This is a genomic window from Paenimyroides tangerinum (genome assembly GCF_003865405.1).
Classification (GTDB): Bacteria; Bacteroidota; Bacteroidia; order Flavobacteriales; family Flavobacteriaceae; genus Flavobacterium; species Flavobacterium tangerinum.
The window spans coordinates 1-15,053 of record NZ_RQVQ01000023.1; the positions used below are offsets into that span (position 1 = coordinate 1).

The following is a 15,053-nucleotide window of genomic DNA, read 5'->3' on the forward strand; positions in this document are numbered from 1 at the left end:
GAGCCGTTGCGCTATGCTCACTTTAATCCGCTGAAGGTGGTATACTATAGCCGTTTTTTGCAGATTAACACCATATGTTCATGTTTAACATTAATCATCCAAGTTTACGGTGATATTATTGAAAATCTAAAAAATTACAATAAAATATTAGAGTCGATTAACACCGAACCTACAGGTAACCAAAATGTTAAATAAGTATTTTTTAACAGCTTAAATAGAAATAAACAAACCTATAAGTTTTAATTTTATCACAGTATAACAACAAATAAAATTAATATGGACGAGAAAAATGTAAAGAAATTATCATTGAAATTATACAAACTTCAATTGGATTTAGCTGCTTTAAATGATGAAAAACTTAAAGGAATAATCAAAGAAATTGAATCTATTGATAAAGAACTTTTGAAAGAAAACAATGTCAAATTTCCTTCAAAAATGAAAAATGAAATTCTTGATTTCATGTAATAAAATGCCTGCCTTTTATTTTAAAAGTCAGGCATTTTTTTTTGAAATTCATATTAATTCTTACCAGAATATTAAATCCCAAATTAGAAAATTATATTCTAATTTGGGATTAATTTTTTTGATAAAAATGTCCGAAAAGGAAAAGTAATATTACTTCAAAATAACTTGACTTTTAATATAATCATATTTATAATTTATAATATTTCCATTCAAGATTAATTCAATAACTTCGTTAATAACATGTAACTGTACTAAAAACCACTCTCTAGGAATATAACGATTACCTAACTTATCATACAAATCAATATCTAAACAAGCTTCTGCAAAGAATCGGTGTAGTAAATTTTCAAGCTTTTGAATGTTTACGTTATAACAAGCACGTGAATCGATTATTTCTACATCTGCGAATAAGTAGGTTGCTTCTTTACTGGCATTTTTAACGCGTTCGTGAACTGGATATTTTGAAAAACCAATTTTATATAAGTTTTCTAAACTCTTGATTTTAGCGTTTTCTGATTTTGATTTCAAAACATAGATCCAACCACTTTGAACATCCTCTTCCTTTACAGAATTGAAATTTTCTTGAAGTTCATTATACATTCCTTCATCAGTATTAGTAACTAGTTTACCGTTTTTTTGAATAGCTTTACCTAATGAACGAAACAACATATTCGAAATAGTTCCATTTTCAAAAACAGTTACAGTTCTTCCCTCTAAACGAATTCGGTCTCCAGATTTGTTTTCTTTCACTACTTTTTCCGCTTTAGAAACTTCTAAATAGCACAGCAAACCATCAACTAAATAAAAATTCCCCTCTATTAAATTATCTTCGGCATTCGTAAAGTTTAATAGTTTACGCTTTCCTTCCTTAAGCTCTTTGTGAACTTGCTTAAACATCAATTCATATTTTTGAAAATCTCTTTCTGAAATAGATTTTCTTTGTGCAATATAATCTGCATTTGCTCTACTACCTTCTTTAGGAGTGTATTTGAATTCAAAAATAGAGAAATCTCCTTCATCATCTAACAACCCTAAATCATCATCACTCAAAATGTCATCTAATGTTTCCATTTTTAGTTCTACTTCACCTAAAAGATTGAAACGATCGAACGTTTTCAAGATACTTTTGTTTTGTTCATTAGCTCGAAAACCTTTTAATCTAGCTGATAAGGTGTATTCGGACATAGAAGTTGTTGACGGCTCTCTATTATTTTTTTCATAAAATAGATTGATTTCTTCAAAGGAATCAATCAAACGATCTTCGTCTGTACGGACAAAGGATTGTTTTTGTTGTGATTCTAATAAACCAAAATCATCATCATTAAATATATCGTCTAAACTTTTAGCCATTTTGATTTTTTCTACGTTTTGCGTCTTGCAAAAATAATAAAGCTTGTGCTAATCTTTGTTCCTTTGGATCATGGGAATTAATATCAGGAGCTTTCCCTGTGTTCATTTTCCAACGTTTAATAGCTTCCCAAGAAGCAATTGCTTCTTCCTCGGTCATTTCTATTTTAGTAACATTTATTGTGTCTTGAATAGCTTTTAAAATAGAAGTTGTTACATTCTTAGATAAAATTTCAAATGCTTTTTGAAATGGATTAATTGTGTCGATCAAATCAATATGAATATCATCAATGTTTACAAAACTCCCTGCCATACGAATGAATTTCTTTGAACCATGCTCCTCAACTTCTCCATTTTTAATAACAGAATCCACCACTACATATTGACGGATAGCTTCGACATCTTCAGCAGCTAAATCAGGGTAAATTTCACGAATAATTTTTGGAATTAAAACAGTATTGATCACTTCAGGTTCTAAATTCCCTGGCATTGCCTTTAGCATCGTATCATCTTGAAGAATACGTGCTTTTAAATCGTTTAAATCACTTTCAATAATATCTTTTGCTCTCTGCGAGGTTGGTTTTTTAAACCCTCTTATTTTGATTATATTTTCATCATCTGACTCTCCTTCATTTTCATCAGGATCATCCATAGGCTTGAATTTAAAATTTGGAGCTAATACTTGTTCCATCAACAAAGATGCTGTAATTGCTTTTAGCATGTTGTTTACAGATAGTCGCACATCATCATCAACGGCATCAGGTTGTGCAATAAGATTGGTAAACTGCGCATGTGTTTTATTACTGCTATCTCTTGTTGCACGACCAATAATTTGAATGATCTCGGTCAACGAACCTCTATATCCTATCGTTAAAGCATGTTGGCAGAAGGGCCAGTCAAAGCCTTCTTTTGCCATACCTAAAGCAATAATCATATCAATATCATCGGGAGTTTTTACACCACGTAAATAGGCTGTAATTTTATCACGTTCTTTCTGAATATCGTTAACCAAATCGGCAATTTTCAAGATTCTACCAGAGCGTTTACTTTTCACATATAAAACTCCTGTTTCTGTATCTTGATATTCTAAGTCACCAATACAATCTATGATGTGATTAACTTCTTCACGTTTTTCTTTTGAAGATTCTGCTGAATTTACGCTCGGAATATGAATGATTGTTTTAAGATTTTCATCTAAGATCTCCTCTAATGCAGACATTCCTCGATCCCCATCGTGTTTATAATATCTTCCACGGTAAAAATGATAACCAATACCTAACGATTTTAAATAATCATAACCATTAAGCTGATCGTAATAGTTATAAGTAACTTTCATGAATTTTTCTTCATCTTCAGGCGATAACACAGGAACACTGTCGCCACGAAAATACGATCCTGTCATAGCAACAATGTGAGCTGTAGATTTCTCCATAATTCTACGAATAACATTTCCTAAAATGTTATCTCCATCAGCAGAAACATGATGAAATTCATCAATTGCTACTAAACAATTATTAAAATCTGTTTCTTGCAAACCTTCAAAAGCAAAACGCAAGGTGGCGTGGGTACATATCAATACTTTTTCATCTGATTGAAGAAATTCCTTGAATGCTTTTACTTTGGAAGTATCACTACCTGGAGAACAAAGATTGTATCTGTTATTTAACTCCCAATCGGCATAAAAACCATACTTTTTCAGTTCATTGGGCGCAAATGAATTTCCAATAGATCGCTCAGGAACAGCTACAATTACTTTTTTTAGTCCTTGATTTATTAGTTTATCTAATGCAATAAACATCAAGGCTCTTGATTTTCCCGAAGCAGGCGGAGCTTTTAATAATAAATATTGTGCAGAACGAGCTTCATACGCTTTTGCCTGCATTTCACGCATTCCTAATTCATTTGTCGATTTACTTTTGCCTGTTTGAGCATAAGTAACATTTACCAAATTAATAGGTTTTATATAGTCTGTATTCTTTTCTTTTTCCATTTTTAACTTCTATTTTAACTAAAGGCATATCTAAAGTTCGTCTAAATTTATTCCTTTTAGTTGATTTTATATGTTGCTTATCTATTAATAATCAATTGATTAAAATTAAAAATATTTTTATTACGTCTAAAACTTATTTATCCCATAGGCTTTAGACGTACATTTCATTTATTTCATCACTGTTTATTCGAATGTTTTTATATATCCTATTGAGTAATATGAATCATTATTTTATATTTCCAATCAAATAAGCGTCAAATGAAAAACACCTAATTTTAAAGGCTTTATATATTTAAAGAGCGTATTTATCAAATGACCATCAAATAAGAATCCTCCTGAGCCAGTAAAGAAATCAAACAGTCATCAAATAAAAAAGAACTCATTATCAAATGTTTAAGGTTTTTAATTATCTTTCTATCAAATGACCATCAAATAAGATTTATGCCCAATATGGAATGTATTTGGTATATTTTCGTGATTTATTTTCTGGATCTTCAAGCTTTATAACCCCTTCTTCTAAAGCGTCTTTAATAATCCGTGAAGCAGTTGCTGCGTTTTGATCTTCTATTTGAAAACGTTCTCTTAATGATTGATTAGTCATTTTATCATTAGAGACATATCTTAAACACGCATGCTGATAACATGCTCTTATTTTTTCTTTTTTATCTAAATCATTTAAGGTTTTATATGCATAAATCGTTACCCGTGTTCTGCCTTCCACTATTAATACATTAATTGGAGGTAATTGATATATTTCATTATAATAAAACACTTTATCCATACCTGAGCCTTTTTCTTCACAGAAACCCATTCTACGCATTAAATCAGCCAGTTTATCATTACGAGAATTATAAGCATCAATAAAGCGATCGGGATTAACAATAGGTTCTCCCGGGTTAGTAAACTCAATACGATCTGTAAATATCTCAATCATTGGAAATCCTTTACTATTCAAATCTTGGTGAATTAATAAATTACCAACCAATTCACGTATGGCTATTTCAGGATACATCCTTGATTCTGTCCTTAAGGCTTTTCCAATCTCTTCATTAGCTGGTAACTGTCCGTTTATCCAATTAACCATCCCTGCAAATCCTAAAGCATACCCTTTAGCGCCAATTTGTTCCCGTTCTGTTTCTACTTTATTTGTTCCTTTATAAACAATTACTCGTACTGACTTACGTTCAACTGATCCAAAATCCTTTAACTCTTTTGCAAATAATAGAGCTCCAAGATTTGTAATTGCATATTTTGAATGAATTTTTATAACAATGTTATCTTCCATCAATTTTTCAATCACACCTTTTTGATCGGTGGGATATGGAATCTTCATCAAATCAAAATAAGTTTCTGTACTTAAATATTTAATGACATCAGAAATACTCAACCCTTCTCTGGCAATTTCCATTTCATACGGTTTCCCTGTATTTCTCCATATCTTTGCTTGCTTTTCAGGAAATTCATTCAGTAATTTGGTATAACTACCTATTCTAATATAAGATTTATGTAAAAAATCTATTGGTTGTGTTTTTGCAGCAGGAATTATGAAAAGAGAAATATGCTTAGTATCATAATCAAACCCGAATTAAAAATACAGAACAGCCCTGTTTCCAAAACAAATACATTGGACGATTTGCCAACGAAAGACCTTTTTGAGTTTATTCCACAGGAGCATTCGACTAATTTCGATTTAGGATTATTCAGCTTGCTACCCGATGCACAGGGAGTGAATTACGAAGAAGAACAGTTTGCCAACCGGATGAAGAAGAAAAAGAAAAAAGGGAGGAGATTGTAATACAATTATCTTTGTCGGAAGAGGTTTAAAAGATATTTTCAATACATTTGCAATATGAAGTATTTATCATACATATTAGCATTATTAGTGTTGGTCTTATCGACCGCACCTTGCTTTATGGAAGATAAATGTCTTGAAACCGAACAGCAAACAACAAGTAGCCAAGAGCAAAACGATGATGATTGCGGAATGGCGTGTTGCTCGCCTTTTTCCAAGTGTAATACCTGTACAGGATTTGTAATAGACTCTTTTTATTTTTCGACAATAAACTCTATACAACTACCTGTAAAGAAAGCAGGTGCAATACCTGCACCGTCTGTTTCAGACTTTCCTTATTCTATTTGGCATCCTCCACAATTGGCTTAATATATGGTGCTTTCCGCCCAAACTGATTTGTTACGGTGCTTTCCACCGTTATTACTTATTTATTAAATATTAAGCATTATTTTTCAATGAAAAAAATACTCTTTGTGTCATTTTTTATGACACTCAACCTTTGTGTATATGCACAAAATACGTTCAAAGCTGTAATTAAAGACAGCGAAAAAAAAGAGCCTTTAATGGGCGTAACCGCACAGGTAACAGGCACTACAATCGCCACAATTTCCGATGAAAACGGACAGATTATATTAACAGGTATTGCAAACGGTTTGCAAGAAATTCAATTTAGTTATATCGGTTTTGCCCAACGTACCGACAGCTTTAATTTTCCGTTAGAAGATACAGCTCCGATTGAAATCCTACTTTATGAACAATCGGAAGATTTGGAAGAAATCGTTATTTCATCAACAAGAAGTACAAGAACTATCCAAAATATCCCCACACGTATTGAGTTTATAGGAAGTGAGGAGTTAGACGAAAAAGGCAATATGAAAGCAGGGGATATTCGTATGCTTTTGGCAGAAAGCACAGGCATCCACGTACAAACCACATCGCCCACAAGTGCCAATGCAAGTATTCGTATTCAGGGGCTTGACGGACGATATACGCAAATTTTAAAAGACGGTTTTCCTATTTATTCGGGTGCTTCGAGCGGATTGGGTTTGTTGCAAATTCCACCGCTTGACTTAAAGCAGGTTGAAGTTATTAAAGGTTCAACATCTACGCTGTACGGTGGTGGAGCAATAGCAGGTTTGGTAAATCTGATTTCCAAGACACCAACGGAAGAAAGGGATTTGCGTTTTCATTTAAACGGAACATCGGGCAGGGGTTTAGACATCAATGGTTTTTACGGACAGAAGTTTAAGAAAATCGGAACGACAATATTTGCTTCGCATAATCGCAACGGAGCTTACGACCCTGCACAAATCGGGCTTTCTGCCATTCCCCAATTTGAAAGGTATGTACTGAACCCTAAATTATTTGTTTACTTCAATGATAAAACAAAAATGAACTTCGGCATTAACACCACCATTGAAAACCGTTTGGGTGGCGATATGCTTTACATCAAAGGCAAAGGCGATAACACACACCAATATTTTGAAGAAAACAAAACACAACGCTATTCTACCCAATTTGTTTTTGACCATACGGTAAACGAAAACAGTTTTGTACAGATAAAGAACAGCGTAAGTTATTTTAACCGCAATACAGCTATTCCCAATTACGAGTTTGAGGGAACGCAAACAGCCACTTTTACGGAAGCAAGCTATACCCACAGCAAAGAAAAGTCAGAATGGGTAACAGGCGTTAATATTTGGACGGACAATTTTAAAGAAAAGCAGATGACCGCATTTCCGTTGAGAGATTACAACCAAACCACATTCGGGGCTTTCGTTCAAAATTCTTTTAAGGCTACGGATTGGCTTCAATTGGAAACAGGTTTAAGAACGGATTACGTGATAGATTACGGAGCTGTTTTTTTACCGAGAGTATCGGCATTGTTTCAGATTGCAAACGGATTGACTTCACGTATCGGGGGCGGATTTGGCTACAAAACACCAACCATTTTTACAGAAGAAAGCGAACGCATACAATATCAAAACGTAATGCCTATTGACGATAATACCAATAAATTGGAAAAAAGCTACGGAGCAAATGCAGATATAAATTACCGTACTAATATTGGCGATGATTGGACATTCAGCATAAATCATTTATTCTTTTACACCTATTTGGATAACCCTTTGTTGCTTCAAAATATAGCTACAAATACATATCAGTTCATCAATTCATCGGGCTACATTCATACCAAAGGAACAGAAACAAATATCAAAATCGGTTATGATGATTTTAAATTGTTTTTGGGCTACACTTTTACCGATACCCGATTGATTGAAAACGGAACAAATACCGAAAATCCACTAACACCAAAACACCGCATTAACTCTGTACTTATGTATGAAATAGAGGATAAATGGAAAATCGGTTTGGAAGCCTATTATTTTAGTCCGCAAAAGCTCAATGACGGAACAACAGGAAAAGACTATGTTATATGTGGCTTTATGGCTGAAAAAATTTGGGAACGGTTTTCTTTGTACATCAACTTTGAAAATTTCTTTGATACAAGACAGACACGTTTCGACAACATTTATACAGGTACAATAACCAACCCTGTTTTTAAAGACATCTATGCACCATTAGACGGATTTGTAATTAACGGAGGAATAAAATTTAGACTTTAAGAATATGAATAAAACCATATTTAATATAACAAAAATGGATTGCCCAAGTGAGGAGCAATTAATCCGTATGAAACTGCAAAACTTTGATACGGTAAAGTCATTGGAATTTGATATTCCCAATAGAAAACTAAATGTTTACCATAGTGGAAACCCAGAGCCGATTTTTTCAGCTTTGGAAACCTTGAACCTAAATACAACGCTGATTTCAACCGAAGAAACTAACGCAGTTGTTGAAACAGATACAAGCAATAACCAACGGAAACTACTATGGACGGTATTGATTATCAATTTCGTTTTCTTTGGATTGGAAATGTTGTTCGGTATTTTTTCCAACTCAATGGGATTGGTAGCGGATAGCTTGGATATGCTTGCCGATAGCATCGTTTACGCATTGGCTTTGTTTGCTGTTGGGGGTACGATTGCAAGAAAAAACAATATCGCCAAATTTGCAGGTTACTTTCAAATCCTGTTAGCCGTTATCGGTTTTGTTGAAGTTATCAGACGTTTTATCGGAATAGAAGCGATGCCCGATTTCAAAACAATGATTATTGTTTCTGTTTTGGCATTGATAGCAAACGTACTTTGTCTTTACCTATTGCAAAAGAACAAGAGTAAAGAAGCCCATATGCAGGCTTCGATGATTTTCACGTCAAACGATGTTATAATCAATTCGGGGGTTATCGTTGCAGGAATTTTGGTCAATTGGTTAAACTCGAGCTATCCCGATTTGATTATCGGAGCTATTGTATTTGTAGTAGTGGCAAGAGGGGCATATAGAATATTGAAATTGGCAAAGTAGTCGTTAAGTTCCCTATTTTAACTAATAGAAACAGACAGGATAATGAAAATACAGGTATTAAGCTGTTGTGAACGTATTTGAATAAAACGGAAGAACAAGGACGAAAGACAGAGTTTATTCTATCAGTATTATGTGAAAAGGGCTTTGCAAGCCCTTTTCTCTTGTCCTGTAATCCCGATAGGGAATAAAATGTTTATTTGTTTTTGAGAAACAAAAAATTCGTATATTTGCTTTGAGCTAACGGAAACACGTTGAAATACAAAGCAATAAGCACCGTTACCAAATCGTTACCTGACTTTTTTGATAATCTTTATAAAAGCTTAGTATTCAACCGATACAGCTTTTTCCTGAAAACTTTAAAATAAAACAATCCTCCGTATAATACTTATATTATACATGATTTTTTTAAAGGGGAAATATTGTACATTTCTATAACAAAAGTTTCCCTCTATACATTCTGCTATAGAGCAGCACTATAAAATTATATATTGATCTCAGAATTCGTTATTAGTTTTTTTTATTTGTATAATTTTAAATCTACTGTAACAGTAGTATATAAATATATATTTATATACTACTCCCCTTCTCTACTCTATAAAAGGAAGTTTTACTTAAACCGGCTTGTTTACAAGCGTTATCAATACTTAATTTTTTATTATCGTAAAGGTGCTTTGCGAACTGGTATTTTTCTAAAGTTTCTTTTGAAACTCCTTTTGGTCGCCCTAAATTTTTATTACGCCTCCTTGCTCCTTCTAAACCGTGTTTCGTTCGTTCGCTAATGAGGTTACGTTCAAACTCTGCTACAGCGGAAAATATCTGAAGTAAAAATTTACCATTAGCTGACTGCGTATCAAATTCGGGTTCAGTAATCGATTTAAAGTGTATTTTCTTTTGATTGAAAGTTTCGATTAAATCCACCATATTTTTAAGCGAGCGAAAAATACGATCATTTTTATAGACTAAAATAGTATCACCAGGGCGAGCAAAACCTAAAAGTTCTAATAATCCTTTTCGATCTTCTTTTACTCCACTTGCAACATCTGAGAATATTTTTTCACATTTATGTTGGTTGAGTAAATCTATCTGATTTTCTAAATTTTGATCTTTAGTAGAAACTCTCGCATATCCAATAATCATAAAAAAGTACTGTAAAAGGTTATTTTATAAAACTAATAAAAATAACGATAAAAAGCACTAATAGAAATAAAAAAAAGACTACTAAAAAGTAGTCCCATAAAACGGTCGATTTTTGGTATCATTAATTACAATAAAGCATGTAAATAATCTGCTGTTTGATTTAATCCATTTTTTCTAAAACTTTCTAATACTTGAAATTCATCCATTGCCGGGTTTTTGCGATTTAATACCAAATCTTTAAAAGCTTGGAGGGCTATTTTTGGATTTAAATCAATGATATCTGTAAGAAAATCATCCGCACAAATTGCCTTCAATCCAAAAGAGTCTAAATAATCATCTGGAAAATCCTTCAAATTATTAGTTACAATAATATTGGCATTGACTTTAATAGCAGCAGCTAATACATGTCTATCATCTTTATCAGGTAAACTTAAAGTATCAATTAAACCTTCATAATTTAATACTAAAGCATCGGGAAATGCCAAATTTGCTATGTTTATCCGCTTCTCTGCTTGTGAAGATTCAACTCCCTTTCGAATCATTACAGATTTCCATTCATCAAAAATGATTTTACTCCATTTTGGGGTATATAAATCATAATGAGCAAACCAAAATAATAAATCTCTAATCTCGATAGGAAATATTACATTGGTGTCAAGAACAGCTTTGTATCGAACACTATGAATCATATAAACCTATTTCGTCATCAAAGTTCATAATATCAATGATATGCTTTTTCTGTTTTTGCTTCATTTCGTTTTTATATTTGATTACATCTTCAAATAAAATACGACGATGCCTTCCAACCATTGTAAAATCAATTTCACCTTGTTCTAAAAGTTTAACTAAATGAGGTCTTGAACAACCCAATATTTCAGCTGCTTTTTGAGTAGTGACTTCCGTTGCAATTGGTACAATAGAAATTGGATTTCCTTCACTCATTGACTTTAAAATTTCACTTAAAAGTTTTAAAGCCTTAATAGGTATTTTAATTCTGTCGTTTGTTTCTTCGATTTCTATTTCAGTATCATCTTGCTTCAATTGTGATAAAATCGAAGAAAGTGCCGAATAAGATTCAATAGCCACTCGTTGTTCTTTCTTAGTAGGTCTTTTTATATAGTCTAATGCTTCCATACTTTAAATTGTTTCAACAAATTTAAACGAAATAAACGAAACAAACAAAATAAACGAAAATAAATAATTTTAAACTTCGTCTATTAGTAAATAAATAACTTGCCGAAATTGGTCTTATCAATTAAAATTCCGCGAATAATCTAATATCAAATTAGTAAGATTTTCTTTTATAAAAAAGTACGAGCCCTCTTCTAAAAATCCTAAGGGGGCATAATCAATATAACGTTTACGATAGTTGCTATACATTTCAAAACTATGCAAAAAGTCTAATTCTGTTTTGCGAACATTTAAATAAGCATTTAAATCAAAATAACTGTCTCGAGTTGGAGAATATGAAAAAGCTAATAATTCTCCAATACCTTCAACAAACCAATTTAATAAATCATTAATTATAAATTGTTCAGGGATTTCAAAAGTATATCCATCCGTATCATAAAAAAGATAAAATTCTGTTTGAAAACGATTATTAAAATCTTCTAAATTTTTCGCTACAATCTCAATGTTAGATATGTGCTCAGGTTCTAATGAATTTCCTAAATCTAACGATAAACAAACGACGTTTCTTGGCATCATAATAATTTAACTTTAGCACGTTTACTAATTTAATAATTTTGCAAAATGTATGCTTTAGTAGATTGTAATAATTTTTATGCGAGTTGTGAAAGGGTTTTTAATTCCACTTTGCGCCATAAACCAATTGTTGTTTTAAGTAATAACGATGGGTGTGTTGTTGCACGTTCTAATGAAGCCAAAGCATTAGGTATTCCAATGGGAGCACCCGCTTTTGAATACAAAAAGATATTTCAGGATAATAATGTAAATGTATTTTCCTCCAACTATGCTTTGTATGGCGATATGAGTAACCGTGTAACTCGAATACTAAGAAAATACACTCCTGATTTAGAAGTTTACTCGATTGATGAAAGTTTCTTACAGTTCAAAGGATTTCAAAATTATGATTTGGTATCGTATGCAAAAGAAATAAGAAAAGAAGTGCTTAAAAACACATTAATTCCAACGTGTATTGGAATTGCCCCCACAAAAGCATTAACTAAAGTAGCCAATAAAATAGCTAAAAAATATCCGCAATTAGAAGGTGTTTATGCTATAGATTCCGAAGAAAAACGAATAAAAGCTTTGCGTTGGTTAGCTATTGAAGATGTATGGGGTATTGGTAGACAATTTGCTAAAAAATTAAAGGCAAAAGGAGTAAATAAAGCATTAGATTTTACTTTACTTCCTGATGAATATGTTCGAAAGGAATTTACTGTAGTCGGTTTACGATTAAAAAAGGAGTTAGAAGGTATATCTGCTATGGAACTTGAAGATGTAAAAACAAAAAAGAATATTGCTACGACAAGATCTTTTGATAAAACGTATGAAGATAAAACCTATTTACAGGAACGCATTGCAACTTTTGCTGCAACTTGTGCTGAAAAATTAAGAAACCAACACAGCAATTGTCAAATTGTAACGGTTTTTATTTTTACCAATAGATTTCAGACAGATAAACCACAATATTACCAATCAATCAATGTAACTATCCCCTTCCCTACTAATTCATCTATTGAGATTATTAAATATGCAAAAATTGGATTAGATGCTATTTATAAAAAAGGGTATGCCTATAAAAAAGCGGGTGTTATAGTTGGTGGAATAACACCCGAAAGTGAAAAACAATTCAATTTATTCGAAGACGAGCACCCAAAGCATCGAAAACTGATGAATGTTATGGATCAAATGAATTTTAAATATGGAGTTAAAAAATTAAAAATTGGTTCTCAAGCATTAGATAAAACATGGAAAATGAGACAAGATTTATTAAGTCCTAACTATACAACAAAGTGGAATGATATACTTACCATACAATGATAACATTTAAAAAAGCACCTTATTTTGGAACTGAATTAGAAAACCTAACCATCCATGCAGAAGGAGAAAAAAAGTATGTACAAGTATGTGGTGGAGTTTGTGCTGGATTCCCATCTCCTGCAGAAGATTTTTTAAGTGATCGCATCAGTTTAGACGAACGTTATCTGTCTAAAGTAGAAAGTACATTTGTAAATCGTGTGAAAGGATTATCAATGTATCCAGAGTATTTAGAAAACGATATTATCATCATACGTTCCGACTATTACCCTACGGATGGAGATGATATAGTTGTGTCTATTAATAGTTCAGAATATACATTAAAACGATACGATAAAGCGAATAATCGCTTAGTGGCTTTGAATAGTGATTATGCAAAAAGTGTAACTATTGATGAAAGCGACGAAGTCGTGATACTTGGAGTAGTTGATGCTGTGATCAGAGATAAAAGAAAAAGAAAATAAATTTTATTCATTTGAACCAAAAAAGAAATCTAAAGCACCTTGTTTTTCTTCTGGACTAAAAATCTCATCATTCACGTTATATTTTAGAACACAATTTATAATAAATTTCCTATCTTTCAATATTTCGCCTTTCATACTTTTATAATCTGATTGGTTTAAAATACCATTAAGATTAGTATTTGTTTTTAAATAAGTTATAAGTTTTGGAGATTGCAAAAACTCAATCATATCACTGCTGATATCCGTCCAATTATTTTTTAATTCTAGATCTAAATCAGTAATACTATTTAAATAGTTATAAATCTTATTTGCAGCTATTAATTGTTCCCCAGTTATCTCCATGAAGTGACTTTTTATATTTATATACCCGTAGTGCATTATAAAAAAAGTTGCTCAAAACACTAACAATTAGTATATTGTATTGACTTACAACCAGATACAGTTATGAGTAACTTAGAAGCAAGTTACAAATTAATTTTAATCGAATTACGTAAAATAGCAGAATTTGAAAATATGTATTTCAAGCCAATAAAGCCAAAGCTATCTGATATAGAATTGATTAGCTTAATGATTTTGGCGGAATTCAAATCGATTGATTCTGAACATCAACTTTTTAGAGACATAAAAGGTTTTGAAATTGCATCCAGAATTGAGCGAAGCGTTTATAACAGAAGAAAAAGAAAACTATATCCATTTATGGAAGAAATCAGAATGAAAATGGTTGAAAAATTTAATGAGTTTGAAACCTTTTTTGTAGTAGATAGTATGCCGTTGGAGGTTTGTAAAATTTCACGCTCATCACGTAGTAAAATTTGTAAAGAAACAGATTACGCTATTCCAAATAAAGGATTTTGAGCCTCTCAAAACTTACATTTTACGGGTATAAATTACATGCTGTTTGTTCAATTAATGGTGTTTTTCAGAGCTTTGATTTATCTCCTGCTTCGGTTCATGATATTCATTATTTACAAGATATTAAATTGCAACTATCCGATTGTGTGATACTTGCCGATAAGGGCTATCTTTCTAGCACTATACAGCTAGACTTATTTAATGAGGTAAATATACAATTGGAAACGCCAAAAAGAAAAAATCAGAAAGACTACAAACCACAATTTTATCAATTTAAAAAGTTTAGAAAACGTATAGAAACCTTGTTCTCACAATTGTGTGATCAGTTTATGATTAGACGTAATTATGCTAAATCTTTTAAAGGTTTTAAAACAAGGATTCTTTCCAAAATAACCACCTTAACCACTATACAATATTTAAACAGGTTCGTGTTTGGTAGAAACATCAATAATCTGAAAATTAATTTAACTTAATAATGCACTACGGGTTAAAGTAATAAAGTTATAATTTGGATACTACCTGTAAACCTTTAGGAACTAAATAATAGACCTGAGTGTATGAAAACATTTTTAGTAAC

Annotated in this window: 15 protein-coding genes and 1 pseudogene; 8 read left to right on the plus strand and 8 right to left on the minus strand. The window is 31.9% G+C overall.

Features of this window, described 5'->3' with window-relative positions:
• Together EG240_RS16705 and EG240_RS10750 are read left to right on the plus strand one after the other, a co-directional pair.
• On the plus strand, positions 1–195 hold a 195-nt coding region (locus EG240_RS16705; RefSeq protein ID WP_203229309.1), incomplete at its 5' end, for a hypothetical protein.
• 81 nt (positions 196–276) lie between these two features.
• Positions 277–465: a hypothetical protein gene (locus EG240_RS10750; RefSeq protein ID WP_125019402.1), complete on the plus strand. Its 189-nt coding sequence runs from the start codon at positions 277–279 to the stop codon at positions 463–465.
• Between the two features lie 150 nt (positions 466–615).
• On the opposite strand, the gene EG240_RS10755 is transcribed toward EG240_RS10750, so the two are convergent.
• The 3 genes from EG240_RS10755 to EG240_RS10765 all read right to left on the minus strand — a co-directional run bounded on the left by EG240_RS10755 (position 616) and on the right by EG240_RS10765 (position 5,210).
• Positions 616–1,815 (minus strand): GIY-YIG nuclease family protein, encoded by a 1,200-nt coding sequence (locus EG240_RS10755; protein ID WP_125019403.1) that lies wholly within the window; start codon positions 1,813–1,815, stop codon positions 616–618.
• Positions 1,808–3,802: a DEAD/DEAH box helicase gene (locus tag EG240_RS10760; RefSeq protein WP_125019404.1), complete on the minus strand. Its 1,995-nt coding sequence runs from the start codon at positions 3,800–3,802 to the stop codon at positions 1,808–1,810. Before EG240_RS10760 ends, EG240_RS10755 begins: the two co-directional genes overlap by 8 nt.
• A gap of 439 nt (positions 3,803–4,241) precedes the next feature.
• Positions 4,242–5,210: an ATP-binding protein gene (locus EG240_RS10765; RefSeq protein ID WP_235830370.1), complete on the minus strand. Its 969-nt coding sequence runs from the start codon at positions 5,208–5,210 to the stop codon at positions 4,242–4,244.
• A gap of 150 nt (positions 5,211–5,360) precedes the next feature.
• Between EG240_RS10765 and EG240_RS10770 the strand changes: the two genes are divergently transcribed.
• The 3 genes from EG240_RS10770 to EG240_RS10785 all read left to right on the plus strand — a co-directional run bounded on the left by EG240_RS10770 (position 5,361) and on the right by EG240_RS10785 (position 9,020).
• Entirely contained in the window at positions 5,361–5,597 is a 237-nt protein-coding gene (locus tag EG240_RS10770) for a hypothetical protein (RefSeq protein ID WP_235830371.1), read from the plus strand.
• Positions 5,598–6,049: 452 nt separating this feature from the next.
• Complete coding sequence (locus tag EG240_RS10780; protein WP_125019406.1) at positions 6,050–8,221, plus strand: TonB-dependent receptor; 2,172 nt, start codon at positions 6,050–6,052, stop codon at positions 8,219–8,221.
• A gap of 4 nt (positions 8,222–8,225) precedes the next feature.
• Positions 8,226–9,020, plus strand: a complete 795-nt coding sequence (locus EG240_RS10785) for a cation transporter (RefSeq protein ID WP_125019407.1) — start codon at positions 8,226–8,228, stop codon at positions 9,018–9,020.
• A 567-nt stretch (positions 9,021–9,587) separates the two neighbouring features.
• Here the strand turns inward: EG240_RS10785 and EG240_RS10790 are convergent.
• The 4 genes from EG240_RS10790 to EG240_RS10805 form a co-directional block, all read right to left on the minus strand.
• On the minus strand, positions 9,588–10,157 hold the full coding sequence (locus EG240_RS10790; RefSeq protein ID WP_125019408.1) for a recombinase family protein: 570 nt from the start codon (positions 10,155–10,157) through the stop codon (positions 9,588–9,590).
• Positions 10,158–10,282: 125 nt separating this feature from the next.
• Positions 10,283–10,846: a PIN domain-containing protein gene (locus EG240_RS10795; RefSeq protein WP_125019409.1), complete on the minus strand. Its 564-nt coding sequence runs from the start codon at positions 10,844–10,846 to the stop codon at positions 10,283–10,285.
• A complete protein-coding gene (locus EG240_RS10800; protein WP_125019410.1) occupies positions 10,836–11,291 on the minus strand; it encodes a helix-turn-helix domain-containing protein in 456 nt (151 codons plus the stop codon). The genes EG240_RS10795 and EG240_RS10800 overlap by 11 nt, the downstream gene beginning before the upstream one ends.
• A gap of 117 nt (positions 11,292–11,408) precedes the next feature.
• The gene (locus EG240_RS10805) at positions 11,409–11,864 is read right to left on the minus strand and encodes a hypothetical protein (protein ID WP_125019411.1); all 456 of its coding nucleotides are present in this window, start codon (positions 11,862–11,864) and stop codon (positions 11,409–11,411) included.
• Between the two features lie 45 nt (positions 11,865–11,909).
• On the opposite strand from EG240_RS10805, the gene EG240_RS10810 reads away from it, so the two are divergent.
• The gene (locus EG240_RS10810; protein WP_125019412.1) at positions 11,910–13,163 is read left to right on the plus strand and encodes a Y-family DNA polymerase; all 1,254 of its coding nucleotides are present in this window, start codon (positions 11,910–11,912) and stop codon (positions 13,161–13,163) included.
• Positions 13,160–13,624, plus strand: coding sequence for a LexA family protein (locus EG240_RS10815; RefSeq protein WP_125019413.1), 465 nt, complete (start codon positions 13,160–13,162; stop codon positions 13,622–13,624). The genes EG240_RS10810 and EG240_RS10815 overlap by 4 nt, the downstream gene beginning before the upstream one ends.
• Before the next feature lie 3 nt (positions 13,625–13,627).
• Here EG240_RS10815 and EG240_RS10820 read toward each other — a convergent pair whose 3' ends face one another.
• Positions 13,628–13,966, minus strand: coding sequence for a hypothetical protein (locus EG240_RS10820; protein ID WP_125019414.1), 339 nt, complete (start codon positions 13,964–13,966; stop codon positions 13,628–13,630).
• A 102-nt stretch (positions 13,967–14,068) separates the two neighbouring features.
• Between EG240_RS10820 and EG240_RS10825 the strand changes: the two are divergent.
• Positions 14,069–14,949: pseudogene (locus EG240_RS10825) on the plus strand (IS982 family transposase).
• Positions 14,950–15,053: the final 104 nt, after the last annotated feature.

Coding starts and splice junctions, on each gene's coding strand:
- EG240_RS10770 (WP_235830371.1), top strand. CDS start 5,361: ATGCTTAGTATCATAATCAAACCCGAATTAAAAATACAGAACAGCCCT.
- EG240_RS10785 (WP_125019407.1), top strand. CDS start 8,226: ATGAATAAAACCATATTTAATATAACAAAAATGGATTGCCCAAGTGAG.
- EG240_RS10790 (WP_125019408.1), bottom strand. CDS start 10,157: ATGATTATTGGATATGCGAGAGTTTCTACTAAAGATCAAAATTTAGAA.
- EG240_RS10755 (WP_125019403.1), bottom strand. CDS start 1,815: ATGGCTAAAAGTTTAGACGATATATTTAATGATGATGATTTTGGTTTA.
- EG240_RS10810 (WP_125019412.1), top strand. CDS start 11,910: ATGTATGCTTTAGTAGATTGTAATAATTTTTATGCGAGTTGTGAAAGG.
- EG240_RS10760 (WP_125019404.1), bottom strand. CDS start 3,802: ATGGAAAAAGAAAAGAATACAGACTATATAAAACCTATTAATTTGGTA.
- EG240_RS10815 (WP_125019413.1), top strand. CDS start 13,160: ATGATAACATTTAAAAAAGCACCTTATTTTGGAACTGAATTAGAAAAC.
- EG240_RS10795 (WP_125019409.1), bottom strand. CDS start 10,846: ATGATTCATAGTGTTCGATACAAAGCTGTTCTTGACACCAATGTAATA.
- EG240_RS10765 (WP_235830370.1), bottom strand. CDS start 5,210: ATGGAAATTGCCAGAGAAGGGTTGAGTATTTCTGATGTCATTAAATAT.
- EG240_RS10820 (WP_125019414.1), bottom strand. CDS start 13,966: ATGGAGATAACTGGGGAACAATTAATAGCTGCAAATAAGATTTATAAC.
- EG240_RS10780 (WP_125019406.1), top strand. CDS start 6,050: ATGAAAAAAATACTCTTTGTGTCATTTTTTATGACACTCAACCTTTGT.
- EG240_RS10805 (WP_125019411.1), bottom strand. CDS start 11,864: ATGATGCCAAGAAACGTCGTTTGTTTATCGTTAGATTTAGGAAATTCA.
- EG240_RS10800 (WP_125019410.1), bottom strand. CDS start 11,291: ATGGAAGCATTAGACTATATAAAAAGACCTACTAAGAAAGAACAACGA.
- EG240_RS10750 (WP_125019402.1), top strand. CDS start 277: ATGGACGAGAAAAATGTAAAGAAATTATCATTGAAATTATACAAACTT.